25 protein-coding genes are annotated in these 24,348 nt (G+C 71.2%); 15 read left to right on the forward strand and 10 right to left on the reverse strand.

Annotation, left to right across the window (positions count from 1 at the left end; translation table 11 throughout):
* Positions 1-79: 79 nt before the first annotated feature.
* The 3 genes from ACWCPN_RS01030 to ACWCPN_RS01040 all read right to left on the reverse strand — a co-directional run bounded on the left by ACWCPN_RS01030 (position 80) and on the right by ACWCPN_RS01040 (position 1,792).
* The gene (locus ACWCPN_RS01030; protein WP_199210386.1) at positions 80-655 is read right to left on the reverse strand and encodes a calcium homeostasis/redox stress adaptation protein; all 576 of its coding nucleotides are present in this window, start codon (positions 653-655) and stop codon (positions 80-82) included.
* Between the two features lie 114 nt (positions 656-769).
* Positions 770-1,228, reverse strand: a complete 459-nt coding sequence (locus ACWCPN_RS01035; protein ID WP_199210387.1) for a peroxiredoxin — start codon at positions 1,226-1,228, stop codon at positions 770-772.
* Positions 1,229-1,354: 126 nt separating this feature from the next.
* Entirely contained in the window at positions 1,355-1,792 is a 438-nt protein-coding gene (locus ACWCPN_RS01040; RefSeq protein WP_199210388.1) for a DUF3052 domain-containing protein, read from the reverse strand.
* Between the two features lie 406 nt (positions 1,793-2,198).
* Here ACWCPN_RS01040 and aceE point away from each other — a divergent pair, with 406 nt between their 5' ends.
* Both aceE and ACWCPN_RS01050 read left to right on the forward strand, forming a co-directional pair.
* Positions 2,199-4,946, forward strand: a complete 2,748-nt coding sequence (aceE, locus tag ACWCPN_RS01045; RefSeq protein WP_365123381.1) for a pyruvate dehydrogenase (acetyl-transferring), homodimeric type — start codon at positions 2,199-2,201, stop codon at positions 4,944-4,946.
* Between the two features lie 87 nt (positions 4,947-5,033).
* A complete protein-coding gene (locus tag ACWCPN_RS01050) occupies positions 5,034-5,777 on the forward strand; it encodes a potassium channel family protein (protein WP_451201607.1) in 744 nt (247 codons plus the stop codon).
* Between the two features lie 386 nt (positions 5,778-6,163).
* On the opposite strand, the gene ACWCPN_RS01055 is transcribed toward ACWCPN_RS01050, so the two are convergent.
* Entirely contained in the window at positions 6,164-6,472 is a 309-nt protein-coding gene (locus tag ACWCPN_RS01055; RefSeq protein ID WP_199210390.1) for a small hydrophobic protein, read from the reverse strand.
* Between the two features lie 236 nt (positions 6,473-6,708).
* On the reverse strand, positions 6,709-8,328 hold the full coding sequence (locus ACWCPN_RS01060; RefSeq protein WP_451201610.1) for an MFS transporter: 1,620 nt from the start codon (positions 8,326-8,328) through the stop codon (positions 6,709-6,711).
* Positions 8,329-8,441: 113 nt separating this feature from the next.
* Here ACWCPN_RS01060 and ACWCPN_RS01065 point away from each other — a divergent pair, with 113 nt between their 5' ends.
* The 3 genes from ACWCPN_RS01065 (at position 8,442) to ACWCPN_RS01075 (ending at position 11,299) form a co-directional block, all read left to right on the forward strand.
* Positions 8,442-9,068, forward strand: a complete 627-nt coding sequence (locus ACWCPN_RS01065; protein WP_451201612.1) for a TetR family transcriptional regulator — start codon at positions 8,442-8,444, stop codon at positions 9,066-9,068.
* A gap of 92 nt (positions 9,069-9,160) precedes the next feature.
* Positions 9,161-10,378 (forward strand): alpha/beta hydrolase, encoded by a 1,218-nt coding sequence (locus ACWCPN_RS01070; RefSeq protein ID WP_451201614.1) that lies wholly within the window; start codon positions 9,161-9,163, stop codon positions 10,376-10,378.
* Positions 10,379-10,444: 66 nt separating this feature from the next.
* The gene (locus ACWCPN_RS01075) at positions 10,445-11,299 is read left to right on the forward strand and encodes a DUF4429 domain-containing protein (protein ID WP_451201616.1); all 855 of its coding nucleotides are present in this window, start codon (positions 10,445-10,447) and stop codon (positions 11,297-11,299) included.
* 44 nt (positions 11,300-11,343) lie between these two features.
* On the opposite strand, the gene ACWCPN_RS01080 is transcribed toward ACWCPN_RS01075, so the two are convergent.
* The gene (locus ACWCPN_RS01080; RefSeq protein ID WP_451201618.1) at positions 11,344-11,799 is read right to left on the reverse strand and encodes a MerR family transcriptional regulator; all 456 of its coding nucleotides are present in this window, start codon (positions 11,797-11,799) and stop codon (positions 11,344-11,346) included.
* 111 nt (positions 11,800-11,910) lie between these two features.
* Between ACWCPN_RS01080 and ACWCPN_RS01085 the strand changes: the two genes are divergently transcribed.
* Together ACWCPN_RS01085 and ACWCPN_RS01090 are read left to right on the forward strand one after the other, a co-directional pair.
* Positions 11,911-12,381 carry a GNAT family N-acetyltransferase gene (locus ACWCPN_RS01085; RefSeq protein WP_199210395.1) on the forward strand — a complete coding sequence of 157 codons (471 nt, stop codon included), beginning with the start codon at positions 11,911-11,913 and terminating at the stop codon, positions 12,379-12,381.
* Positions 12,382-12,399: 18 nt separating this feature from the next.
* On the forward strand, positions 12,400-13,221 hold the full coding sequence (locus tag ACWCPN_RS01090) for a serine hydrolase domain-containing protein (RefSeq protein ID WP_451201621.1): 822 nt from the start codon (positions 12,400-12,402) through the stop codon (positions 13,219-13,221).
* Between the two features lie 91 nt (positions 13,222-13,312).
* On the opposite strand, the gene ACWCPN_RS01095 is transcribed toward ACWCPN_RS01090, so the two are convergent.
* Complete coding sequence (locus ACWCPN_RS01095; protein WP_451201623.1) at positions 13,313-13,963, reverse strand: pirin family protein; 651 nt, start codon at positions 13,961-13,963, stop codon at positions 13,313-13,315.
* Between the two features lie 75 nt (positions 13,964-14,038).
* On the opposite strand from ACWCPN_RS01095, the gene ACWCPN_RS01100 reads away from it, so the two are divergent.
* The 5 genes from ACWCPN_RS01100 to fabF all read left to right on the forward strand — a co-directional run bounded on the left by ACWCPN_RS01100 (position 14,039) and on the right by fabF (position 19,009).
* Positions 14,039-15,244 (forward strand): PucR family transcriptional regulator, encoded by a 1,206-nt coding sequence (locus ACWCPN_RS01100; RefSeq protein ID WP_451201625.1) that lies wholly within the window; start codon positions 14,039-14,041, stop codon positions 15,242-15,244.
* Between the two features lie 89 nt (positions 15,245-15,333).
* On the forward strand, positions 15,334-16,281 hold the full coding sequence (locus ACWCPN_RS01105; protein WP_451201627.1) for an ACP S-malonyltransferase: 948 nt from the start codon (positions 15,334-15,336) through the stop codon (positions 16,279-16,281).
* A gap of 17 nt (positions 16,282-16,298) precedes the next feature.
* On the forward strand, positions 16,299-17,330 hold the full coding sequence (locus tag ACWCPN_RS01110; protein WP_451201629.1) for a beta-ketoacyl-ACP synthase 3: 1,032 nt from the start codon (positions 16,299-16,301) through the stop codon (positions 17,328-17,330).
* An 80-nt stretch (positions 17,331-17,410) separates the two neighbouring features.
* Entirely contained in the window at positions 17,411-17,659 is a 249-nt protein-coding gene (locus ACWCPN_RS01115; RefSeq protein WP_133921367.1) for an acyl carrier protein, read from the forward strand.
* An 87-nt stretch (positions 17,660-17,746) separates the two neighbouring features.
* The gene (gene fabF / locus ACWCPN_RS01120) at positions 17,747-19,009 is read left to right on the forward strand and encodes a beta-ketoacyl-ACP synthase II (protein ID WP_451201631.1); all 1,263 of its coding nucleotides are present in this window, start codon (positions 17,747-17,749) and stop codon (positions 19,007-19,009) included.
* 109 nt (positions 19,010-19,118) lie between these two features.
* Here the strand turns inward: fabF and ACWCPN_RS01125 are convergent, their stop codons facing one another.
* On the reverse strand, positions 19,119-19,613 hold the full coding sequence (locus tag ACWCPN_RS01125) for a DUF3145 domain-containing protein (protein ID WP_365123404.1): 495 nt from the start codon (positions 19,611-19,613) through the stop codon (positions 19,119-19,121).
* Between the two features lie 256 nt (positions 19,614-19,869).
* Here ACWCPN_RS01125 and ACWCPN_RS01130 point away from each other — a divergent pair, with 256 nt between their 5' ends.
* Complete coding sequence (locus tag ACWCPN_RS01130; RefSeq protein ID WP_451201634.1) at positions 19,870-20,772, forward strand: SGNH/GDSL hydrolase family protein; 903 nt, start codon at positions 19,870-19,872, stop codon at positions 20,770-20,772.
* Positions 20,773-20,786: 14 nt separating this feature from the next.
* On the forward strand, positions 20,787-21,758 hold the full coding sequence (locus tag ACWCPN_RS01135; RefSeq protein WP_451201635.1) for an aldose epimerase family protein: 972 nt from the start codon (positions 20,787-20,789) through the stop codon (positions 21,756-21,758).
* Between the two features lie 205 nt (positions 21,759-21,963).
* On the opposite strand, the gene ACWCPN_RS01140 is transcribed toward ACWCPN_RS01135, so the two are convergent.
* Positions 21,964-22,755 carry an EI24 domain-containing protein gene (locus ACWCPN_RS01140; protein WP_451201636.1) on the reverse strand — a complete coding sequence of 264 codons (792 nt, stop codon included), beginning with the start codon at positions 22,753-22,755 and terminating at the stop codon, positions 21,964-21,966.
* Between the two features lie 20 nt (positions 22,756-22,775).
* The gene (locus ACWCPN_RS01145; protein ID WP_199210402.1) at positions 22,776-23,213 is read right to left on the reverse strand and encodes a MarR family winged helix-turn-helix transcriptional regulator; all 438 of its coding nucleotides are present in this window, start codon (positions 23,211-23,213) and stop codon (positions 22,776-22,778) included.
* Between the two features lie 89 nt (positions 23,214-23,302).
* Here ACWCPN_RS01145 and ACWCPN_RS01150 point away from each other — a divergent pair, with 89 nt between their 5' ends.
* Positions 23,303-24,301 carry an NADP-dependent oxidoreductase gene (locus ACWCPN_RS01150; protein WP_392291484.1) on the forward strand — a complete coding sequence of 333 codons (999 nt, stop codon included), beginning with the start codon at positions 23,303-23,305 and terminating at the stop codon, positions 24,299-24,301.
* Positions 24,302-24,348: the final 47 nt, after the last annotated feature.

The raw sequence follows: 24,348 nt of genomic DNA on the forward strand, positions 1-24,348 counted from the left end.
CGTGCACTCCCCCAAAGGGGGCACCCCCGGGCGCCGCACGGGAACCGTGCGGCGCCTGACGCCGGTGCTGTCGTACGTGTCAGACGTTGACGCCGAAGTCCTGCGCGATGCCGCGCAGGCCGGAGGCGTACCCCTGGCCGATGGCGCGGAACTTCCACTCCGCGCCGTGCCGGTAGAGCTCGCCGAAGACCATCGCGGTCTCGGTGGAGGCGTCCTCGCTGAGGTCGTAGCGCGCGATCTCCTGCTCGCCCGCCTGGTTCACCACGCGGATGAACGCGTTGCGGACCTGACCGAAGGACTGCTGGCGGTTCTCGGCGTCGTAGATCGACACCGGGAAGACGATCTTCTCGACGTCGGCCGGGACGCCCGCCAGGTTGATCTTGATCTGCTCGTCGTCGCCCTCGCCCTCACCGGTGATGTTGTCACCGGTGTGCTCGACGGAGCCGTCGGGGCTCTTGAGGTTGTTGAAGAAGACGAAGTGCTGGTCGCTCGCGACCTTGCCGGCGTTGTTCAGCAGCAGCGCGCTGGCGTCGAGGTCGAAGTCCGTGCCGGTCGTGGTGCGCACGTCCCACCCCAGACCGACGATGACGGCGGTCAGGCCCGGGGCCTCCTTCGTCAGCGATACGTTGCCGCCCTTGCTGAGGCTGACTCCCACGGGTCCTCCATGTGGTGTTCGGGGGCGGGAAGCCCCGTCGTGCTTCGGATATGGGATCAACGTGCCGATCCTAGTGACGGGTTCCCGCTCTCCGCAGGCCCTGGACCCGGAGGATCACAGGGTGTCGAGCGCCTTCACGTACTCGTTCAGGTCCCGGGCGTCCGGCAGGCCGTTGACCACGGTCCACCGCACGACGCCCTCCTTGTCGATGACGAAGGTGCCCCGGACGGCGCAGCCCTTGTCCTCGTCGAAGACGCCGTAGGCGCGCGAGACGTTGCCGTGCGGCCAGAAGTCGCTCAGCAGCGGGTACTCCAGGCCCTCCTGCTCGGCGAAGACGCGCAGGGTGTGGATGGAGTCGTTGGAGACGGCGAGGAGCTGGGTGTCGCGGTCGGCGAACTTCGGCAGGTTGTCGCGCAGCTCGCACAGCTCGCCGGTGCAGACGCCGGTGAAGGCGAAGGGGTAGAAGAGCAGCACCACGTTCTTCTCGCCGCGGAAGTCGGCGAGGTTCACGGTGCGGCCGTGGTTGTCCTTGAGCTCGAAATCGGGCGCCTTGTCGCCGACCTGGATCGCCATCGTCGTGCATCCCTTCGGTGGGCCGTTCGGGTCAGAGCGCGGCAAGCGCTCGGTTCCACCCTACGCAGCGATCACCGGGGGGCACGCGGCGGCCGGACCGGGCCCTCGGGCCCGGTCCGGCGACGGTCACTTCTTCGACTTGGCGGCCTTCGGCGTCGCCAGACGGCTGCCGCTCCAGTCCTTGCCGACGCTGACGCTCTTCGACGCGGTCAGGCCGGCGGTCGTCGCGGCCTCCGAGATGTCGCTCGGCTCCACGTACCCGCTGCGGCCGGTCTTCGGCGTGAGCAGCAGGATGGTGCCGCCCTCCTCGATGTACGTCGTGGCGTCGACGAGCGCGTCGGTGAGGTCACCGTCCTCCTCGCGATGCCACAGCACGACGGCGTCGGCCACGTCGTCATATTCCTCGTCCATCAGGTCGCCCTCGACGGCTTCCTCGATGGCCTCGCGGAGCTCCTGATCGACGTCGTCGTCGTAGCCGATCTCCTGGACCACCTGCCCGGGCTGGAACCCCAGCCTGGCGGCAGGGTTCGTCCGCTCCTCCGCGTGGTCCGCGGTCGCGCTCACGGTTTGCCTCCTGATCAGTCTTGGTGAATATCTCAGCCACGCGCGTGCGCGAAGCATTGGCCGTAGTCCACACGGGCGGGACGGATCGCGCAAGTACCCGGCCGTACGGACCGCCGAAACGGTGACGATCCCGGCCGTGTCGGCGCAACTCCTGGCACCGTATCCCGATTCGTCGAGACCCACATCACACGCTTGTGCCCGCTTTGTTCCATTCGGAATCATCCGGCCGAACGGCTCTCGAACAAGTTTGGCAAGCCTGTCACACCCCGGGCGTATCGTTGCGTTTTGACCGACCCTGTGTGCCGGTTACCCCACGGTAGAGATGACGTACGTCTTCCCGAGGTACACGATGGGGAACGGTGTAGGCACGAGTGAAAAAGTGGCCCTCCGACAGGTAAGGAACAGCGTGGCTTCCGGATCCGATCGCAATCCGATCATCATTGGCGGCCTTCCGAGTCAGGTTCCTGACTTCGATCCCGAAGAGACCCAGGAGTGGCTCGACTCCCTCGACGCCGCGGTCGACGAGCGCGGCCGGGAGCGGGCCCGGTATCTCATGCTCCGCCTGATCGAGCGGGCCCGCGAGCGGCGCGTGGCCGTGCCCGAGATGCGCAGCACGGACTACGTCAACACGATCCCCACCAGGGCCGAGCCGTTCTTCCCGGGCAACGAGGAGATCGAGCGCAGGATCCTCAACGCGACCCGCTGGAACGCGGCCGTGATGGTCTCGCGCGCCCAGCGCCCCGGTATCGGCGTCGGCGGCCACATCGCCACCTTCGCCTCCTCCGCCTCGCTGTACGACGTGGGCTTCAACCACTTCTTCCGCGGCAAGGACGAGGGCGACGGCGGCGACCAGGTCTTCTTCCAGGGCCACGCCTCCCCCGGCATCTACGCGCGCGCGTACCTGCTCGACCGCCTCACCGAGAAGCAGCTGGACGGCTTCCGGCAGGAGAAGTCGAAGTACCCCGACGGGCTGTCCAGCTACCCGCACCCGCGCTCCATGCCGGACTTCTGGGAGTTCCCGACGGTCTCCATGGGCCTCGGCCCGCTCGGCGCGATCTACCAGGCGCGGATGAACCGCTACATGGAGGCGCGCGGCATCGCCGACACCTCCAAGTCGCAGGTGTGGGCGTTCCTCGGCGACGGCGAGATGGACGAGCCCGAGTCGCTCGGCCAGCTGAGCATCGCCGCGCGCGAGGGCCTGGACAACCTGACCTTCGTGGTCAACTGCAACCTCCAGCGCCTGGACGGCCCGGTGCGCGGCAACGGGAAGATCATCCAGGAGCTGGAGTCGGTCTTCCGGGGCGCCGGCTGGAACGTGATCAAGCTGATCTGGGACCGCTCCTGGGACCCACTGCTCGCGCAGGACCGGGACGGCGTGCTGGTCAACAGGATGAACACCACGCCGGACGGCCAGTTCCAGACGTACGCGACCGAGACCGGCGCGTACATCCGGGATCACTTCTTCGGTGACGACCACCGGCTGCGCGCGATGGTCGAGAACATGAGCGACCACCAGATCCTGATGCTGGGCCGCGGCGGTCACGACCACCGGAAGATCTACGCGGCGTTCAAGGCGGCCGTGGAGCACAAGGGCCAGCCGACGGTCATCCTGGCCAAGACGGTCAAGGGGTGGACGCTGGGCCCGAACTTCGAGGGCCGCAACGCCACGCACCAGATGAAGAAGCTGACGGTCGACGACCTCAAGCGCTTCCGCGACCGGCTGCACCTGCCGATCTCCGACAAGGAGCTGGAGTCCGGCGCGCCGCCGTACTACCACCCGGGGCGGGACTCCGAGGAGATCCAGTACATGCACGACCGGCGCCAGCAGTGCGGCGGATACGTGCCGACCCGGGTCGTCCGCTCGAAGCCGCTGGCACTGCCGGACGACAAGGCGTACGCGACCGTGAAGAAGGGCACCGGTCAGCAGTCCATCGCGACGACCATGGCGTTCGTGCGGCTGCTGAAGGACCTCATGCGGGACAAGGAGATCGGCAAGCGGTTCGTGCTGATCGCGCCGGACGAGTACCGCACGTTCGGCATGGACTCGTTCTTCCCGAGCGCGAAGATCTACAACCCGCTCGGCCAGCAGTACGAGGCGGTCGACCGTGATCTGCTGCTCGCGTACAAGGAGTCGCCGACCGGCCAGATGCTGCACGACGGCATCTCCGAGGCGGGCTGCACGGCCTCCCTGATCGCGGCCGGCTCCGCCTACGCCACGCACGGCGAGCCGCTGATCCCGGTGTACGTCTTCTACTCGATGTTCGGTTTCCAGCGCACCGGCGACCAGTTCTGGCAGATGGCCGACCAGCTCGCGCGCGGATTCGTACTGGGCGCGACCGCGGGGCGTACGACCCTGACCGGTGAGGGTCTGCAGCACGCGGACGGCCACTCGCAGCTCCTCGCCTCGACCAACCCGGCGTGCGTCGCCTACGACCCCGCCTACGCCTACGAGATCGCGCACATCGTGCAGGACGGCCTGCGCCGGATGTACGGCGGCGACGCCGAGCACCCGCACGGCGAGGACGTCTTCTACTACCTCACCGTCTACAACGAGCCCATCCAGCACCCGGCCGAGCCGGCGAACGTGGACGTCGAGGGCATCGTCAAGGGCGTGTACAAGCTGAGCGAGGGCACCGGCGGCTCGGTCCCGGCGCAGATCATGGCGTCCGGTGTCGCGGTGCCGTGGGCGCTGGAGGCCCAGCGGCTCCTCGCCGAGGAGTGGAACGTCAGGGCGGACGTCTGGTCGGCGACCTCGTGGAACGAGCTGCGGCGCGAGGCCGTGGACTGCGAGCGGCACAACCTGCTGCACCCGGAGGAGGAGCAGCGGGTGCCGTACGTGACGCGGAAGCTCAGCGGCTCCGAGGGGCCCTTCGTGGCCGTGTCCGACTGGATGCGGTCGGTGCCGGACCAGATCGCCCGCTGGGTGCCGGGCACGTACCAGTCCCTCGGCGCGGACGGCTTCGGCTTCGCCGACACCCGGGGCGCGGCGCGGCGGTTCTTCCACATCGACGCGCAGTCGATCGTGGTCGGGGTGCTGACCGAGCTGGCCCGGGAGGGCAAGGTCGACCGGTCCGTGCTGAAGCAGGCCATCGACCGGTACCAGCTGCTGGACGTGTCGGCGGCGGATCCGGGTGCCGCGGGCGGCGACGCGTAGCACCGCACGGCCCGTGACAGGGCGCTGGGCACGAGGGCGGCGGAGTTGGAGTCTCCGCCGCCCTTACCTCTTCTTTACGATGCGGGCATGGAGACGAATGCCGCGCAGGCGCGGTGGGAGCGGCTCACCCAACGGCCCCTGCTGGCACTGACCGTGGCCTTCGCGGTCGCGTACGCCGTGCCCATCGTGGACGGTTCGGCGGGCCACTCGCTGACGGCCCTGTGCACGGGGGTCGAGTGGGTGGTGTGGGGCGCCTTCGCGGTGGACTACCTCGTGCGGCTGGCGCTCGCGCCCCGGCGCAGGGAGTTCGTGCGCCGGCACTGGCCCGATCTGTGCGCGGTGGTCCTGCCGATGCTGCAGCCGCTCAGGCTGCTGCGGCTGGTGTCGACGCTGCTGCTGGTGGGGCGGCGGGCACGGATGGCTCCGCAGATCCGGCTGACGACGTATGTCGTGGGGTCGGTGATCGGACTGCTGATGTTCGGGTCGCTGGCGGTGCTGTCGGTGGAACGGGAGTCCCCGGACGGGAACATCCGGACGCTGGGTGACGCCGTGTGGTGGTCCTTCACGACGATGACGACGGTGGGGTACGGGGACCACGCGCCGACCACCGGGCTGGGGCGGATGATCGCGGTCGGGCTGATGCTGTCCGGGATCGCGTTGCTCGGTGTGGTGACGGCGAACATCGCGGCGTGGTTCATCTCGCGGTTCGAGAAGGACGACGTGGAGGAGCGGCGGCAGACGGAGGCGATCGCCGCTCTGGCGGAGGAGGTGCGGTTGCTGCGGGCGGAGGTGGCCCGGCTGACCGGGGAGCGGGAGGGTCAGCGGCGGTGAGGGGCGGCTCCGCCGGTCGGCCGGGGTCGGCTTGGCCGCGGTGCGGTGCGGGGCGGACGGGCCCGCGGTGCCGGGCGGCCGGCCGAGCCCGGTCGGCTGGTTGCCCGTGCCTCGGTGAGCGCGGGGCTCGACCGAGCCGGGGTTCGCGTCCGTGCGTCAGCGGGGGCCGGACCGAGCCGGGGTTCGCTGTCGTCCGTGCCTCGGTGGGCGTCGCGGTGTTCCGCCTGTCCGCGCTCGCGGGGCGCCTCCCCACGCTCGGCTTCGCTCGAGTGAGGGAGAGACCCCCATCGCCCACCCGTGCCGCCCCTGCGGCGCGCCTGCCGCAGTTCGGGGACGACGACGCCCGCGGCTCCGACGGGAGCCACGGGCGTTGGCCGGAGACGGGCTCAGAGGAGGCCGTGGCCCCAAGTGGCTGCGCCCGCCAGGGCGATGAGGGACAGCAGAGTGTCGATCGCACCCAGGACCAGGGCGACCACGGCCGGGATGTTGCGGTCTGCGGACCACTTGCGGCCCATGGACTGCCAGCCGCAGAACATCGCCACCGGGCCGAGGATGATGCCCAGTGCGAAGAATCCGGCGACCGCGCAGACGGTACCGATGATGCCGAGCGTCGCACGGTCCGGCCCGGTCCGCTGCCACGAACGGCCGCGTGACCGGGGGTACCCGCGCGTTCCGTGCCCGAAGCCAGCCATCATCAACTCCCTCATGGTCATGGTCAGTTCGGCCTCGATGGGCGGGTACCCCGGTTTTCCCGGGACAGACCTGCGCGCGCTGCCCCCCTCCAGCAGCGCGCGCCGCGGCCCGGCGGTCCCCGCATGCCCTGCGGAGGACCTGACCCACTGTGACCTGCGGCGCGCACCCGGAGCGAGGGATCTTGAGCGGAGTCACCCTGATGAGCGAACTCCGCCGGGAACGGGCATGGAACGGGGCGTCAGATGTGACCGACGCCCGCGCCCGCCTCCGCGTTCTCGCCCCGCTTGGTGAGGAACGCGACCAGCACCGCGACCGCCGCCACGCCCGCCGCGACGAGGGAGGCGAGGCTCATGCCGGAGATGAAGGTGTCGTGGGCGACCGTGGTGATCTTCGCGACGAGGGCCTCGGGCATGCCCTTGGTCACCGGCGCCACGCCCACCTGGACCGCCTCGGAGGCCTGGTCGAGCTGTTCCGGGGTCAGCTTCGGCAGTCCCGCGCCGGCCCAGTTGCCCGGCAGCTCGCTGTCCACCCTGGAGGCCATCACCGCGCCCAGCACGGCCGTGCCGAGGCTGCCGCCGATCTGCATGGCCGCCTGCTGCAGGCCGCCCGCCACACCGGACAGCTCCATGGGCGCGTTGCCCACGATCACCTCGGTGGCGCCGACCATGACCGGCGCGAGGCCGAAGCCCAGCAGGGCGAACCAGACGGACATCAGGCCGCTGCCGGTGTCGGCCTTCAGCGTCGACATGCCGTACATGGCGACGGCGGTGGCCGCCATGCCGCCGGCCAGCGGGATGCGCGGGCCGAGCTTGGTGATCGCGGCGCCCGCCAGCGGGGAGCCGACGATCATCATGCCGGTGAGCGGAAGCAGGTGCAGGCCCGCGTCGATGGGGCTCATGCCGTGCACGTTCTGGAGGTAGAACGTCACGAAGAACAGGCCGCCCATGAAGGCGATCGCCATCAGGACCATCAGCACGACACCCGCGGACAGCGGGATCGAGCGGAACATCCCCAGCGGGATCAGCGGCTCGGCGACCTTCGTCTCCCAGACCGCGAACAGGACGAACAGCAGCGCCGAGGCACCGATGAAGCCCCAGGTCTTGACGTCTCCCCAGCCCCAGGTCGGCGCCTTGATGAGCGCCCACACCAGGCAGAACATCGCGCCCGACAGCAGCACGATGCCCGGCAGGTCGAAGGAGCGCGGCGCGTTCTCGGCGCGGTGGTCCAGCAGGATCAGCAGGCCCAGCAGCAGGGCGATGACGCCGACCGGCACGTTGATGAAGAACACCGACTGCCAGTTGACGTGCTCCACGAGGACGCCGCCGAGGATCGGGCCGGCCGCGGTGGAGGCGCCGATGACCATGCCCCAGATGCCGATCGCCATGTTCAGCTTCTCGGCCGGGAAGGTGGCCCGCAGCAGGCCGAGCGCGGCCGGCATCAGCAGTGCGCCGAACAGGCCCTGGAACACGCGGAAGGTGACGACCGCGGCGATGCTGTTCGACAGGCCGATGGCGCCCGAGGCGGCGGCGAAGCCGGTCACACCGATCAGGAAGGTCTGCCGGTGGCCGAAGCGGTCACCCAGCTTGCCCGCGGTGATCAGACAGACCGCGAGAGCGAGGAAGTAGCCGTTGGTGATCCACTGGACGTCGGCGAAGCTCGCGCCGAGGTCCTTCTGGATGGCCGGGTTGGCGATGGCCACGATGGTGCCGTCGAGGGCCACCATCATGACGCCTACGGCGACGGTGATGAGGGTGAGCCATGGGTGGCCGCGCAGCCCCGCGGCCGGGGCCGGCCCCGACGGGTCGGCCGATGCCCGGTCCCCCGGCCCCGTCGTGTCGATGGTGGTCTGACTAGTCATACCTTAGAGGCTAGTGTCAGTCGCTGACAGTTGACAAACCAATTCACAAGTCGGTAACTGACAGGACACCAGCGCATAGCCTGAGCTGGAAGGACATTTCACGGGAGAGGCCGATGGAGACGCTGCGCGACCGCAAGAAGCGGCGTACTCGGGAGGCGCTGCTGCGGGCCGCTCTCGAACTGTTCACCACGCAGGGCTACGAGCACACCACGGTCGACGAGATCGCCGAGGCCGTCGACGTCTCGCAGCGCACCTTCTTCCGCTACTTCGCCGGCAAGGAGGAGGTGGCCTTCGCCGTCCAGGAGATGACGGAGGCGCTCTTCGTGGAGTCCGTACGGGCGAGACCCGCGCACGAGGCGCCTATGGAGGCGCTGCGGCAGGCGGTCCTGGAGGGCTGGGAGGCAATACAGGAGACGGTCGAGTCGGCCGTTCCGGTGGAGCTGTACCTGCGCATGTACCGGACCATCGAGTCGACGCCCGCGCTGCTCGCCGCGCATCTGCGGCGCTCCGTGGCCACCGAGGAGACCATCGCGCGGCTGCTCGCCGAACGGGAGGGCGTCGACGTGGACACCGACCCCCGTCCGCGCCTCGCCGTGGCCGTGTTCGGCGGGGTGATGAGGGTCACCGAACGGCAGTGGTGCACGGGTGACGACTTCAGCCTGGAGGCGATCCGGCATCTGACCGCTTCGTACCTGGACCAGTTGGGCTCGGCACTGACCGGGAACTGGCGTACGGGCTGAGGACGTCACGGGAGCGTTCGGCGGTTACCGAAACGTGATACCCATCACTCGGTTACCCCGAGACCCTCCCGTTCTCCTAGTGTGTCCTCCCAGTGACTTCCTTCGACACCTCCCCGCCGCTCAACGTCTGGCGCGCCATGCTCGCGCTGTCCGTCGTGTTCGTGATGCTCGCGACCACGGGCTGGACCGCCCTGCACACCCACCGGGAGTCGACCGCGCTGCAGCACTCACTCGACAAGTGGGAGCACGGCACCCTGCACGGACGTGCCCTGCCGGACCCCGAGGCGGCCCCCGCGCGCCTCACCCGGTTCTTCGCCTCGCTCACCGCGCACGAGCGCGACCGGCTGGCCCACCGCTATCCCCTGGCGGTCGGCAACATGAACGGCGCCCCCGCCAAGCTGCGCTACCGCGCCAACCACATCGCGCTGGGCCAGGCGCGTGCGGTCGAGCGCGAGCGCATGCACGACAACCGGATCAGCAGGGCGGGACAGCAGGACGCGGGCCAGCGGATGGAGCGCTACGAGGCGCTGATGCGTCCCGGCCGGCACATCCTCGCCTTCGACCCCGCGGGCTCGGGCCGGGTCGCGGAGGTGTTCGGCAACCTCACCAGGGCCGACCGGATCTCCGTCGTCGTCCCCGGTGTCGACACCGACCTGCTCACCTTCCAGCGGACGTACCGCAAGTACAGCGCGCCGGTCGGGATGGCCAAGGCCCTGTACGCGGCCGAGCGGACGGAGAGCCCCTCGACGCGCACGGCCGTGATCGCCTGGGCCGACTACACCGCACCGGACGGACTCGGTGTGGACGCGGCCACCGGACTGCGCGCCGAGGAGGGCGCCGTCCGGCTGAACGCGCTGCTGCGCGGCCTGCCCGGCCGGGCGCCGGTGTCGATGTTCTGCCACAGCTACGGCTCGGTGGTCTGCGGCGTCGCCGCGCACGGCATGCCGGGCCGGGTGTCCGACCTGGCGGTGGCCGCGAGCCCCGGCATGCGCGCCGCGAGCGCCTCCCGTCTGGGCACGTCGGCCCGGGTGTGGGCGATGCGGGACGCCAGCGACTGGGTGCAGGACGTGCCGTACCTGGAGCTCGGCGGGCTGGGCCACGGCGCCGATCCGGTGTCCTCGGCGTTCGGCGCGCGGGTCCTCTCGGCCCATGACGCGCAGGGGCACAGCGGCTACTTCCAGCCGGGCACGGACAGCCTGCGCAACCTCGCGCACGTCGGCGTCGGCAAGTACGACGCGGTGACGTGCGCACACGAAGACGATGCCTGCCGGGCGGATCTGCCCCGCACGAAAACGGTCGGACGCGCGTAGAAACAGCAGGAAGTGCGGTCTGCGCGGGTGGCGACGGAGGAGCACGTGCCGCATACGATGAGCCGCATGGGTGACGTACTGGCGGGTTTTCATGCCGTCTGGGAGTTCGAGTCCGACTCCGTGCTCATCCGCTACGAACGGGGGATTCGGACACCCAGGCTGTTCCAGGCGCTGGGCGAGCGGCGCATCCCGCTGGCCGCGGTCGAGGAGGTGACCCTCACTCCCGGCAGACGCGGCTCCGTCGTACTGCGGCTGCGGCCGCGCCCCGGCGCCGATCCGCTGATGGACGCGGCGGCCGGGCAGTTGCGGGAGGGCTCCGACCCGTACCGGCTGGTGCTGCCGGCCGAGCGGGCGACCCTCGCCGAGTACTACGCCGACGAGCTGAAACCGCTGCTGACCGAGTCCGGGCCGGAGCCCGCCGAGCGTTGTCTGGTGGCCGCCCCCGAGGCGCCGCTGCAGTTCAAGGCGTACGACGGGAAGGCGACCTTCGACGGGACCGCCGTGCAGTTCCGCTGGTCCTGGACCGGTGCGTCCTCGGCGAAGTGGAAGGCCGGGGACCAGAGTTGGCCGGTCGCCGACCTCAGCGCGGTGGAGTGGCGCTCGCCGGAGGTCTTCGAGGGGCATCTGCGCCTGGTACCCCGCGACGGCGGCTCCACGCGTCCCGCGCAGCCCGACCAGGATCCGGCGGCCGTCGTCTTCGGCCTCGGCTACGGGCCGGTGCACGAGTCCCTGCCGTTCGCCGCCGCCGTCCTCGCGGCGCTGCGGACCAGAGGCCCGGTACCGGTGGCCCCGGTCCCGTCCCGGCGGGACCCGGCCGACATCGCGGAGCGCATCCGGCATCTCGGGGAACTGCACCAGGCGGGCCTGGTCACCGACGAGGAGTTCTCCTCGAAGAAGGCCGAGTTGCTGGCCGAGCTGTAACGGGCCCGTGCGGCGGCGGCAGTCCGCGCCGCGCGGCCGGCGGGTCAGCGCTCCGTGGCGTAGAAGCTGATCTTCCGGTCGAGCACCGCCAGCGTGTCGTGCAGTTCGGCGATCCGGGCCAGGACGTTCCGGCGGGTCGACTCGAGCAGTTCCTGGCGCTCGGCGTAGGTGCTCTCGCCCTCCCGCACCAGCTCCGCGTACCGGACCATGTCGGCCACCGGCATGCCGGTCAGCCGGAGCTTGTTCACGAACTCCAGCCAGTCCAGGTCCCGGTTGCTGTAGCGGCGCTGACCGGTGTGCGAGCGGTCGACGTGCGGCATCAGGCCGATCCGCTCGTACCAGCGCAGCGTGTGGGCGGTCAGCCCGGTGAAGGCGACGACCTCGCTGATCGTGTAGCGGTCCTGGCCGTCGGGGCGGGGGTGGCGTCGGGGCGGGGCGGAGCAGATGTCGGCGGGGGGCGCTCCCCCGGCGGCCGCTGGCGTGGTCTGCATCACCGTCATGCCCCCAACGCTATGGCCTTGGAGTGCACTCCAGGCAAGCGGCTCCGGTGAGAAAGCGGTGTGGGGAAAACGGCACGACGGGCCGGGGGCGCGGTGGCTAGCGTGCCCGGTATGAGTCTCGTACGCCGGGCCGAGCCCGAGGACGCCGCGGAAGTGCTGCGGCTGCGCCAGGTCATGATCGACTCGATGTCCCGGGCCGACCGGTCCACCGACTGGCACGCCGGGTCCCTCCCCACCCTGCGGGCGAGGCTCGCGGAGCGGGAGGGGGACTTCACGGCCTTCGTGGTGGACCATCCGGAACGGCCCGGGGCGCTGGCCGCGCTGGTGGCCGGCACGCTCGACTACCGGATCGGCCGGGCGGGCAACCCCCTCGGCACCGTCGGCTACGTCTTCAGCGTCGCCACCGACCCCGACGCCCGTCGGCGCGGGTACGCGCGCGCGTGCATGGACGCGCTCCTCGGCTGGTTCCGTGAGCGCGGCGCCGACCGGGTGCAGCTCACCACGTCCGTGGAGGGCGCGCCGCTGTACGCCTCGCTCGGCTTCCGGCCCAAGCCCGACCCGTTGCTGGAGCTGTGGCTCTGAGCGCATAGGCTCGGCCCCATGTCGTTGAACAGCCTGGCGTCGATCGAGAACTGGCCGGTCCCCACCGCCGCGGCGGGCGTGGTCCGCGCGGACGGCACGGTCGTGGGCACCCACGGCCCGGCCGGCAGGCGGTTCCCCCTCGCCTCGGTCACCAAGCCGCTGGCGGCCTACGCCGTGCTCGTCGCCTACGAGGAGGGCGCGGTCGAGCTGGACGAGCCGGCCGGCCCGCCCGGCGCCACGGTCCGCCACCTGCTCGCGCACACCTCCGGGCTGGCCTTCGACGAGCACCGGGTGATGGCCCCGCCCGGAGAGCGGCGGCTGTACTCCAACGCGGGGTTCGAGCAGCTCGGCGACCATGTCGCCAAGGCCACGGAGATCCCGTTCGCCGAGTATCTGCGGCAGGCGGTGCTGGAACCGCTGGGCATGACGTCGACGACCCTGGACGGCTCCCCGGCGAAGGACGGGGTGTCCACGGTGGAGGATCTGCTGCGGTTCGCCGCCGAGGTCCAGGCCCCGCGGCTGCTCGATCCCCGTACCGTGGCCGCGGCGATGAGCGTGCAGTATCCGGGGGTCAAGGGGGTGCTGCCGGGATACGGGCACCAGAACCCCAACGACTGGGGGCTGGGGTTCGAGATCCGGGACTCCAAGTCGCCGCACTGGACGGGGTCTTCGTCGTCGCCGCGGACGTTCGGCCACTTCGGGCAGTCCGGTACGTTCCTGTGGATCGACCCCGACGCGGGGGCGGCCGGCGTCGCGCTGACCGATCGGGCGTTCGGGCCCTGGGCGGTCGAGGCGTGGCCGGTGTTCACGGACGCGGTGCTGGCGGAGTTGCGGGCCTGAGGTCCGCCGGTGCCGGTCGGCCGGTGTTCCCGTCGGCCCGGCGTCCAACGGGGTACCGCCGCGTTCAACGGCGTGCCGCCGCGTCAAGCGGCTAGAGCATCTCCCACATCAGCAGTTCCGCCGGCGTCACCGCCACGGCGTCCAGCCCCTCGGCGTCCGTGACGCGGGCCGAGTCGCCCTCGCCCAGGGTCTCCCCCGCCAGCGTGATCCCGCCCCGGACCACGTGGACGTACACATGGGGCGCGTCCGGTACCGCCGTCCGCTCCCCCGGTGTCAGGCGGCGCACGTGCAGCATCGCGCCGGCGGCCGGGAGGGCGTAGGGGGTGGAGTCGGCGATGCCGGGGATGATCTCGTAGGACGGGTCGCCGCCCGGCTCCAGCGGGGCCAGCCACATCTGGACGAAGGTCAGCGGGGTGTCCGCGTCGTTGCGTTCGACGTGGCGGACGCCCGCCGCGGCGGCCAGGTGCTGGACGTCGCCGGGGCGTACCTTCGTCTCGTGGCCCGTGGAGTCACGGTGGGTCAGTTCGCCCTCGACCACCCACGTCACGATCTCGGTGTGGCTGTGCGGGTGCTCGTCGAAGCCGGCGCCGGGGGCGAGCCGCTCCTCGTTGCAGGCGATCACCGCGCCGAAGCGGAGGTTGCCGGGGTCGTAGTGCGGGCCGAAGGAGAAGGCGTGGCGGGATTCGATCCCCGACTCCGGATCCCCGCCGCGGTAGCGCTCACCGGCGCGCCGTACGTCCATCACAGGCACCACCGTAGACCGCGCACGGCACCCCGCCGACGCATGGTCCCGTCCCGATAAGGCAGTCTTGTCCCCGTGCCCGAACCCGAATCCCGTAGCGGCGAACCCGCAGCGCGCTCCGTCCACCAGCACTCCGCGACCCTGAAGCGGCTCGAGAAGTCCTCCGGGAGTCTCGCCGCGCAGGCCATCGCGCGCATGGACGAGACCCTGCCGTGGTACCGGGCCATGCCGCCGGAGAACCGTTCCTGGATCGGGCTCGTGGCACAGGCGGGCATCGCCGCGTTCACCGAGTGGTTCCGGTACCCCGACGCGCCGCAGGCCATCTCCACGGACGTCTTCGGGACGGCGCCCCGCGAGCTGACCAGGGCCATCACGCTGCGGCAGACGGTGGAGATGGTGCGGACCACCATCGAGGTGATGGAGTCCGCCATCGACGAGGTGGCGGCCCCCGGAGACGAGAGGGTGCTGCGCGAGGCGCTGCTCGTGTACGCCCGGGAGATCGCGTTCGCCACCGCCCAGGTGTACGCCCAGGCGGCCGAGGCACGCGGTGCCTGGGACGCGCGGCTGGAGTCGCTGGTGGTCAACGCCGTGCTCAGCGGGGAGGCCGACGAGGGGGCCGTCAGCCGGGCCGCCGCGCTCGGCTGGAACTCCCCCGACCACGTGTGCGTCGTGCTCGGCACGGCGCCCGACGGGGACAGCGAGCTGACCGTCGAGGCCATCCGGCGGGCCGCGCGCCACGCCAAGCTCCAGGTGCTCACGGGGGTGCTCGGGGACCGGCTGGTGGTGATCGCCGGCGGCAGCCCCAATCCGCTCGCCGTCGCCAAGTCGCTGATCGGGCCGTACGCCGCCGGGCCGGTCGTCGCCGGTCCCGTCGTGCCCGACCTGCTGGCCGCGACCCGGTCCGCGCAGGCCGCGGCGGCGGGTCTCAAGGCGTGCTTCGCCTGGCAGGACGCCCCGCGCCCGGTGCTGGCGGACGATCTTCTGCCGGAGCGGGCCATCGCGGGCGATCCGGGCGCGCGCGAGCAGCTGGTGGAGGAGATCTACAGACCGCTGGAGGAGGCGGGGTCGGCACTGCTGGAAACCTTGAGTGTCTACCTGGAGCAGGCGAGCAGCCTGGAGGGCGCGGCCAGAATGCTGTTCGTTCACCCGAACACCGTGCGCTACCGGCTCCGACGTGTGACAGACGTCACCGGATGGTCCCCCTCGGATGTACGATCCGCGTTCACGCTGCGGATCGCGCTGATCCTGGGGCGTCTGGCCGACGGTGAACCCCAGGCCTAGGGTTTTGTCGGAGGCCCACAAAACCCCTCCGTGTTCTTCGTCCCTGTCCCCACGGGCGGCTTCGGCCGTCTCCAAGAGAGAGTGTGAGAGTGCTCGTACTCGTCGCTCCCGGCCAGGGCGCCCAGACGCCCGGCTTCCTGACCCCCTGGCTCGAACTCCCCGGTGCCGCGGACCGCGTCGCCGCGTGGTCGGACGCCATCGGCCTCGACCTGGTGCACTACGGCACCCAGGCCGACGCCGACGCCATCCGCGACACCGCGGTGGCCCAGCCGCTGCTGGTCGCCGCCGGGATCCTGTCCGCCATGGCACTGGGTGACATCTCGGAGATCGCGCCCGGCGCGGTCGCCGGCCACAGCGTGGGCGAGATCACCGCCGCCGCCTTCGCGGGCGTCCTGGACGACACCGCCGCTCTCGGCCTGGTCCGCCGTCGCGGGCTCGCGATGGCCGAGGCCGCCGCGATCACCGAGACCGGCATGTCGGCGCTGCTCGGCGGTGACCCCGAGACCTCCGTCGCGCACCTGGAGAAGCTGGGTCTGACCCCGGCGAACATCAACGGCGCGGGCCAGATCGTCGCCGCCGGCACGCTGGAGCAGCTCGCCGCGCTGGCCGAGGACAAGCCCGAGGGTGTCCGCAAGGTCGTCCCGCTGAAGGTGGCCGGCGCCTTCCACACGCGCCACATGGCCCCCGCCGTCGACGCGCTGGCCGAGGCCGCGGCGCGGCTGGCGCCCGCCGACCCGAAGGTCCCTTACGTCTCCAACAAGGACGGCCGCCAGGTCGCCTCCGGTGCCGAGGTGCTGGACCGGCTGGTCGGCCAGGTCGCCAATCCGGTGCGCTGGGACCTGTGCATGGAGACGTTCAAGGAGCTGGGCGCCTCCGCGCTCATCGAGGTGTGCCCCGGCGGCACGCTGACCGGTCTGGCCAAGCGCGCGCTGCCCGGTGTGCGCACGCTCGCCCTGAAGACCCCCGACGACCTCGACGCGGCCCGCGCGCTCATCGCCGAGACTGCGACACCTGCCGCTGACGCGGCGAGCGCCTGACAAGGAGCCCAAGACCCATGTCGAAGATCAAGCCCAGCAAGGGCGCCCCGTACGCGCGCATCCTCGGCGTCGGCGGCTACCGGCCGACCCGCGTGGTGCCCAACGAGGTGATCCTGGAGAGGATCGACTCGTCCGACGAGTGGATCCGTTCGCGCTCCGGCATCGAGACCCGGCACTGGGCGGGCCCCGAGGAGACGGTCGCCGCGATGTCCGTCGAGGCGGCCGGCAAGGCGATCGCCGACTCCGGCATCGACGCCGAGCAGATCGGCGCCGTGGTCGTCTCGACCGTCTCGCACTTCAGCCAGACCCCGGCCGTCGCCACCGAGATCGCCGACAAGCTCGGCACGAACAAGGCCGCCGCCTTCGACATCTCGGCCGGCTGCGCGGGCTTCGGCTACGGCCTGACCCTCGCCAAGGGCATGGTGGTGGAAGGTTCCGCCGAGTACGTGCTCGTCATCGGTGTGGAGCGGCTGAGCGACCTCACCGACCTGGAGGACCGGGCCACGGCCTTCCTGTTCGGCGACGGCGCCGGCGCGGTCATCGTCGGCCCCTCGCAGGAGCCGGCCATCGGCCCGACCGTGTGGGGCTCCGAGGGCGACAAGGCGGGCACCATCAAGCAGACGGTCTCCTGGGACCGTTTCCGGGTCGGCGACCTCGCCGAACTGCCCCTCGACAGCGAGGGCAACGTCAAGTTCCCTGCGATCACGCAGGAGGGCCAGGCGGTGTTCCGCTGGGCCGTGTTCGAGATGGCGAAGGTCGCCCAGCAGGCGCTGGACGCGGCCGGAATCAGCCCGGACGACCTGGACGTCTTCATCCCGCACCAGGCCAACGTGCGGATCATCGACTCGATGGTGAAGACGCTGAAGCTGCCGGAGCACGTCACGGTCGCCCGTGACATCCGTACCACCGGCAACACCTCGGCCGCCTCGATCCCGCTCGCGATGGAGCGGCTCCTGGCCACCGGGGAGGCGAAGAGCGGCGACACCGCGCTCGTCATCGGATTCGGGGCGGGTCTCGTCTACGCCGCCACGGTCGTTACCCTCCCCTAGGCACTCCGTGCCGGATCTTGCGTCCGGCCCGGTGCAAACTGCCACAAACCGTCTGGATTATCGAAGAAGGAGCGCCTGACATGGCCGCCACTCAGGAAGAGATCGTCGCCGGTCTCGCCGAGATCGTGAACGAGATCGCCGGGATCCCCACCGAGGACGTCCAGCTGGACAAGTCCTTCACCGACGACCTGGACGTCGACTCGCTGTCCATGGTCGAGGTCGTCGTCGCCGCCGAGGAGCGCTTCGACGTGAAGATCCCGGACGAGGACGTCAAGAACCTCAAGACCGTTGGTGACGCCACCAACTACATCCTCAAGCACCAGGCCTGAGTCTTTTCTTAGGCCGTCAGGCTGCTAGGCCCCGCCACCCGGCGGTGGCGCCGTCGAATCCCGTTTTCCGTTGGAGAAAGAATTCCCGTGAGCCCGACCAATCGCACCGTGGTCGTCACCGGTATCGGCGCAACCACACCGCTGGGTGGCGACGCAGCCTCGTTCTGGGAGGCCCTGATCGCCGGCAAGTCCGGTGTCGGCCCGCTCGAGCAGGAGTGGGCTGCCGAGCTGCCGGTCCGCATCGCCGCGCAGATCGCCGTCGAGCCCGGCGAGATCATCCCCCGCCCGCAGGCCCGCAAGCTGGACCGGTCCGCGCAGTTCGCGCTGATCGCCGCTCAGGAGGCCTGGAAGGACGCCGGTTTCACCGCCAAGGCCGGTGAGGACGCGTCCGTCAACCCCGACCGTCTCGGTGCGGTCATCGCCTCCGGCATCGGTGGCGTGACGACGCTCCTGGACCAGTACGACGTGCTCAAGGAGAAGGGCGTTCGCCGCGTCTCCCCGCACACCGTGCCGATGCTGATGCCCAACTCCCCGGCGGCCAACGTCGGTATCGAGCTGGGTGCCCGCGCCGGTGTCCACACCCCCGTGTCGGCCTGCGCCTCCGGCGCGGAGGCCATCGGGTACGCGATCGAGATGATCCGCACCGGCCGTGCGGACGTGGTCGTGGCCGGTGGTACCGAGGCCGCCATCCACCCGCTTCCCATCGCCGCCTTCGGCAACATGATGGCGATGTCCAAGAACAACGACGACCCCGAGGGCGCGTCGCGTCCGTACGACGCGGGCCGCGACGGCTTCGTGCTCGGCGAGGGCGCCGGTGTGATCATCCTGGAGTCCGAGGAGCACGCGAAGGCCCGCGGCGCCCGGATCTACGTCGAGGCGGTCGGCCAGGGCATCTCCGCCGACAGCCACCACATCACGCAGCCGGAGCCGTCCGGCAACGGCATCGCGCACGCGCTGCAGAACCTGCTCGACAACACGGACCTGAAGCCGGCCGAGATCGTGCACGTGAACGCGCACGCCACCTCGACGCCGCAGGGCGACGTCGCGGAGATCAAGGCGCTGCGCAAGGTGTTCGGCGACGACGTCGACCACATGGCCATCTCCGCCACCAAGTCGATGACGGGTCACCTGCTCGGCGGCGCGGGCGGTATCGAGACCGTGGCGTCGATCCTGGCGCTGGTGAACCGTACGGCTCCGCCGACCATCAACGTGTCGAACCTCGACCCCGAGGTCAACGCGGACGTGGTGACCGGTGAGGCCCGCGAGCTGCCCGAGGGCCGGATCGCCGTGCTGAACGACTCGTTCGGCTTCGGCGGGCACAACGTGGTCCTGGCCTTCCGGACCGTCTGAGCGCACACGTGAGGAGCCCCCACCGGCCGGTGGGGGCTCTTTCGTGTGTCTGGCGGGTCCTTCGGCGTGTCCCGGGGCTCCCGCGTGGTCCGCGCGGGTCCGGAAGGGCTCAGACCACCTGGTGCAGCCAGCGCACCGGTGCTCCCTCGCCCGCGTAGCGGAACGGCTCCAGCTCGTCGTCCCAGGGCTTCCCGAGGAGCTTGGCGATCTCCGCCTCCAGGTCGGTCTCCTCGCGCTGGGAACGCGTCAGCGCCGCGCGCAGCCGGTCCTCGGGGATGAGGATGTCGCCGTGGATGCCGGTGACCGCGTGGAAGATGCCGAGGTCGGGGGTGCAGCTGTAGCGCTCGCCCTCGGCGGTGGCGCAGGGCTCGGCGGTGACCTCGAAGCGCAGCAGGTGCCAGCCGCGCAGGGCGGAGGCCAGCTTGGAGGCGGTACCGGCCTGGCCCTGCCAGGAGAACTCCGAGCGCCAGGTGCCGGGTGCCGCGGGCTGCCGGATCCAGTCGAGGCTGACGCGCGTGCCGAGCACCCCGGCGACGGCCCACTCGACGTGTGGGCACAGCGCGCGCGGCGCGGAGTGCACGTACAGAACTCCACGTGTCGTCACCGGAACCTCCGGGCAGAGCGGGACATCTTGCGGACTGGCGGGGCGGCCAGGCGCGACGGCCGCGTTGATGGCGAGGCTACCCTGCGGCGGGGCAAGGAGTGTGACGTACCGTCGGTCCCGGTGCCAGGAAACCCGTGCCATTCACCCAGGGGGACGCTTGTACGGGGGTGCGGCGTTCCCGGGTCCCCGGTCCGGGAACCCTCGCGCGTTGTCATGGGAGGGTGCACCGCACCGTCGACCGAGGGGAGCAGCCAGGATGCGCGAGCGAGGCCACCGGGTCCGGGGCGCCGTCGCCGTCATGGCGGCGGCCGTCCTGGCCCTGACGGGATGTGACGCCTTCGGCGGTGGCGGCGCCGGCGGCAAGAAGGACTCCGGTGCGGCCGCCTCCCGGCCACCGGCCAGGCCGGCGCCGGTGTGGGACCGCAGCCCGGCCTCGATCGCCGCGGTCGGCGACTCCATCACCCGGGGCTTCGACGCGTGCGCCGTGCTCTCCGACTGCCCGGAGGTGTCGTGGGCGACGGGCAGCGACGCCGGCGTGGACAGCCTGGCGGTGCGGCTGCTGGGGGCGCGCGGGGCGGCGGAGCACAGCCGCAACTACGCGGTGACCGGCGCCCGGATGTCGGACCTGCCGGGGCAGATGGCCGGAGCGATCGCCGGCCGGCCCGAGCTGGTGACGGTGATGATCGGCGCGAACGACGCCTGCCGCGCGTCGGTCTCGGCGATGACCCCGGTGGAGGACTTCCGGGCGGACTTCGAGGCCTCGCTGGCCAGACTGCGCACGGCGCTGCCCAGGACGCAGGTGTACGTGGCGAGCGTGCCGAACCTGCTGCGGCTGTGGTCCCAGGGGCGGACGAACCCGCTGGGCAAGCAGGTGTGGAAGCTGGGCATCTGCCCGTCGATGCTGGCCGAGGCCGACGACCTGACCGGCGTGGCCACGCGGCGCCGGGAGAAGGTGCAGCGGCGGGTGGAGGACTACAACGAGGCGCTGCGGACCGTGTGCGCCAAGGACCGACGCTGCCGCTTCGACGGGAACGCGGTGTTCGACTTCCGCTTCGGCACCGACCAGCTCAGCCGCTGGGACTGGTTCCACCCGAGCCGCGACGGGCAGGCACGGCTTGCCGAGATCGCGTACCGCACTGTCACCGCGCGGAGACCCTGACTAGGGTTTCCCACATGAGCGAACTTTTCTGCACACTTCCCGACGGCGCGCCGGTGCACCGCTGGACGCTGGAGCGGGCCGGGGTGCGGGTTCGGGTGCTGTCGTACGGCGGGATCGTGCAGTCGGTCGAGGTTCCGGACCGGGACGGGCGTACGGCCGACGTGGTGCTGGGCTTCCCCGGGGTGGAGGGCTACCTGGAGCATCCGGAGCCCTATCTGGGCGCCCTGGTGGGGCGGTACGCCAACCGGATCGCGGGCGGCCGCTTCGCGCTGGACGGCCGGACGTACGCGCTGCCGGTGAACGACGGGCCGAACTGTCTGCACGGCGGGAAGCGCGGGTTCGACAAGCGGGTGTGGGAGGCGGAGCCGGCCGGGGACGGCGTCCGGCTGCACCGGGTGAGCCCGGACGGCGAGGAGGGCTTCCCTGGCCGGCTGGAGGTGTCCGTGACGTACACGCTGGACGACGCCGGGTCGCTGCGGATCGCCTACGAGGCCGTGGCGGACGCGCCGACGGTGCTCAACCTCACCAACCACGCGTACTGGAACCTGGGCGGTTCCGGTCCCACGGGCGGTCACGAACTGCGGCTCGCCGCCTCCCGGTTCACCCCGGTGGACGCGGACCTGATCCCCACCGGGATCCTCCAGGACGTGACCGGGTCCCGCTTCGACTTCCGCGCGGCGCGCGAGGTCGGTTCCGGCTACGACCACAACTTCGTACTGGACAAGGGGGTGACGGACGCCGCCGAGGAGGTGGCCGAGCTGCACGACCCGGTGTCCGGGCGGGTGCTCACGGTGGCCACGACCGAGCCCGGGCTCCAGTTCTACACCGCCGACCACCTGGCCGCGCCCTTCGCCCCCGGCGAAGGCGTCGCCCTGGAGACCCAGCACTTCCCCGACTCCCCGAACCGCCCGGACTTCCCGGGCACCGTGCTGCGGCCGGGCGAGGTGTTCCGGTCCGAGACGGTGTACGGCTTCTCGGCGCGCTGAGAAAGGGACGAGCCCCGGTCCGGAGGTCAGGTTTCCGGACCGGGGCTGTCCACGGGGGGACTCGTCCCGGTCCGACGGTAATCGCCGCGCCCGCCCGAAGGCCCGCCACGGCCCTCCGCACGGCGATCCCGTACGAACCCTTCACATCCGGCCGTGCCGCGGCGGCGCCGCGCCCGGCGCTCCGGCGGGCGCGGGGGCCGCGGCTTCAGGAGGGGATCGGTTCGTCCGCCTCGGCGCGGGTGCCGTCGGTGGTCTCCTCACCCAGGAGGTCGCGGGCCAGCAGGGTGGCGCCGGCCACCGCGCCCGGCATCAGGAAGACCGCGACGAACGGGAGCAGGAAGGACAGGCCGAGCGGGGTGCCGAAGCCCCAGACCAGGGTCTTGCGGGAGCGGAGCAGGGTGAGGCGGGCACGCAGGTCCACGCCGCGGCGCTGGAGGGCGATGGCGGTCAGTTCCTCGGTGAGGAAGAAGCCGGTGACGAAGAAGCCGATCACCGGGACGACCGTCTGGCCGACGAGGGGCAGGAAGCCGGCGGCGAAGAGCAGCACGCCCCACAGCAGCGCCCTGACCAGGATGCGCAGGCTGTCCCGGCCCGAGATCCACAGCTCGCGCCAGAGCGGCAGGCCCGACTCCGGTGCCGTGCCGTCGGGCGAGGCGTCCTCGTCGACCTTCTCCGAGAGGCTGTCGTAGAAGGGCTGGCCGATCAGCAGGGTCAGGGCCGTGAAGGTGAGGACGGCCAGCAGCAGGCCCAGGGCGAACAGGACGGCCGTCAGGAAGCCCCGGAACAGGCCCTGCCAGGGGCTCCCCCAGCCGTCCGCGAACGGGGTGGCCCAGGCGACCCCGTCCTCGCCCCACACGGCGAGCACGACCAGCGCCGCCGCGTAGAGGACCAGCGTGATCAGGCCCGGCAGCAGGCCGAAGCCGTACTGGCGGCCGTGCCGGGCGACCCAGCGCTGGCCCGCCACGAGATAACCGAAACCCACCCCGAGATCGCGCATGGCGAAGACTTTACTAAGTCTCAGGCGCCCAGCATCCGCCGCAGCAGGTCCCGCAGGGACCGGCGCTCCTCGTCGGAGAGCCCGGCGAGGGGCTCACGCGCGAAACGCAGGCCCTCGCGCAGGTCACGGGCGACCCGGCGGCCCTCGTCGGTGGCGGCGGCCAGCTTCACCCGGCGGTCCGCCGGGTCGGGGCGGCGCTCCGCCAGCCCACGGGACTCCAGCCGGTCGACTATCCCGGTCACGTTCGACGGCTCACACTTGAGTTTGTGGGCGAGCTTGCGCATCGGCAGCGGCTCCAGCGACAGCAGGCTGAGCAGGCGCGCCTGGGGGCCGGTCAGCGCGTGTGCGGCCGCCGCCTCCTCGTAGTCCGCGTAGAAGCGGGCCACGACGTCCCCGATCAGCTCGACGACCTCCATGGTCAGCTCGTCGGGGCGGCGGGTGTTCGGTGGTGTGGCCATGCCGTCCAGGATACCGGGTTACTTGACATCATGAAATATTCAGGCCCATTGTTGTTTCAGGTACTGAAGTAAATGAAAGGCGACCCCCCATGATCAACCGCGAGTGGCACCTTCTCAGCCGTCCGGTCGGCTGGCCGAAGCCCGAGGACTTCGCCCTGGTCGAGACGCCCGTCCCGACCCCCGGCGAGGGCCAGGTACTGGTGCGGAACGAGTACCTCTCGGTGGACCCGTACATGCGCGGCAGGATGTCGGCGGCCAAGTCGTACGCCGCCCCGTTCGAGCTGAACAAGGTCATGCAGGGCGGCGCGGTCGGCGAGGTCGTCGCCTCCGAGGCCGAGGGCGTCGCGGTCGGCGACCACGTCCTGCACTTCGGCGGCTGGCGCGAGTACGCGGCCGTGGACGCGAAGAGCGCCGTCAAGGTCGACCCCGGGGCCGCCCCGCTGTCGACGTACCTCGGCGTGCTCGGCATGACGGGTCTGACCGCGTACGCGGGCCTGCTGCGCACCGCCTCCTTCAAGGAGGGCGACATCGTCTTCGTGTCCGGCGCCGCGGGCGCGGTCGGCAGCCAGGTCGGGCAGATCGCGAAGCTCAAGGGCGCCTCGCGGGTCATCGGCTCGGCGGGCTCCGACGAGAAGGTCCGGCTGCTGACCGAGGAGTACGGCTTCGACGCCGCCTTCAACTACAAGGACGGCCCGGTGGGCGAGCAGCTCCGCGCGGCCGCTCCCGACGGCATCGACGTGTACTTCGACAACGTCGGCGGGGAGCACCTGGAGGCCGCCATCGGGTCGCTGAACCTGGGCGGCCGGATCGCCGTCTGCGGCATGATCTCGGTCTACAACAACACCGAGCCGGCCCCCGGGCCGCGCAACCTGGCCCGCCTCATCCAGACCCGCGGCCGCATCGAGGGCTTCCTGGTCGGCGACCACTACGACCTGCAGCCGCAGTTCGTCCAGGAGGTGGGCCCCTGGGTCGCCTCGGGCGCGCTGAAGTACCGCGAGACCGTGGTCGAGGGCATCGAGAACAACCTGGAGGCGTTCCTCGGGGTCCTGCGCGGCGACAACACCGGGAAGATGATCGTCAAGCTCTGACGCCGGCCCGGACTTTCCGGCATGCGGTAACTTCATTCCGAAATCCG

This window comes from Streptomyces sp. NPDC002386 (assembly GCF_053593175.1).

Coding starts and splice junctions, on each gene's coding strand:
- ACWCPN_RS01110 (WP_451201629.1), top strand. CDS start 16,299: ATGTCGAAGATCAAGCCCAGCAAGGGCGCCCCGTACGCGCGCATCCTC.
- ACWCPN_RS01075 (WP_451201616.1), top strand. CDS start 10,445: ATGGGTGACGTACTGGCGGGTTTTCATGCCGTCTGGGAGTTCGAGTCC.
- ACWCPN_RS01050 (WP_451201607.1), top strand. CDS start 5,034: ATGGAGACGAATGCCGCGCAGGCGCGGTGGGAGCGGCTCACCCAACGG.
- ACWCPN_RS01145 (WP_199210402.1), bottom strand. CDS start 23,213: ATGGCCACACCACCGAACACCCGCCGCCCCGACGAGCTGACCATGGAG.
- ACWCPN_RS01135 (WP_451201635.1), top strand. CDS start 20,787: ATGAGCGAACTTTTCTGCACACTTCCCGACGGCGCGCCGGTGCACCGC.
- ACWCPN_RS01055 (WP_199210390.1), bottom strand. CDS start 6,472: ATGATGGCTGGCTTCGGGCACGGAACGCGCGGGTACCCCCGGTCACGC.
- ACWCPN_RS01090 (WP_451201621.1), top strand. CDS start 12,400: ATGTCGTTGAACAGCCTGGCGTCGATCGAGAACTGGCCGGTCCCCACC.
- ACWCPN_RS01095 (WP_451201623.1), bottom strand. CDS start 13,963: ATGGACGTACGGCGCGCCGGTGAGCGCTACCGCGGCGGGGATCCGGAG.
- ACWCPN_RS01150 (WP_392291484.1), top strand. CDS start 23,303: ATGATCAACCGCGAGTGGCACCTTCTCAGCCGTCCGGTCGGCTGGCCG.
- ACWCPN_RS01035 (WP_199210387.1), bottom strand. CDS start 1,228: ATGGCGATCCAGGTCGGCGACAAGGCGCCCGATTTCGAGCTCAAGGAC.
- ACWCPN_RS01115 (WP_133921367.1), top strand. CDS start 17,411: ATGGCCGCCACTCAGGAAGAGATCGTCGCCGGTCTCGCCGAGATCGTG.
- ACWCPN_RS01140 (WP_451201636.1), bottom strand. CDS start 22,755: ATGCGCGATCTCGGGGTGGGTTTCGGTTATCTCGTGGCGGGCCAGCGC.
- ACWCPN_RS01130 (WP_451201634.1), top strand. CDS start 19,870: ATGCGCGAGCGAGGCCACCGGGTCCGGGGCGCCGTCGCCGTCATGGCG.
- ACWCPN_RS01080 (WP_451201618.1), bottom strand. CDS start 11,799: ATGACGGTGATGCAGACCACGCCAGCGGCCGCCGGGGGAGCGCCCCCC.
- ACWCPN_RS01065 (WP_451201612.1), top strand. CDS start 8,442: ATGGAGACGCTGCGCGACCGCAAGAAGCGGCGTACTCGGGAGGCGCTG.
- ACWCPN_RS01060 (WP_451201610.1), bottom strand. CDS start 8,328: ATGACTAGTCAGACCACCATCGACACGACGGGGCCGGGGGACCGGGCA.
- ACWCPN_RS01085 (WP_199210395.1), top strand. CDS start 11,911: ATGAGTCTCGTACGCCGGGCCGAGCCCGAGGACGCCGCGGAAGTGCTG.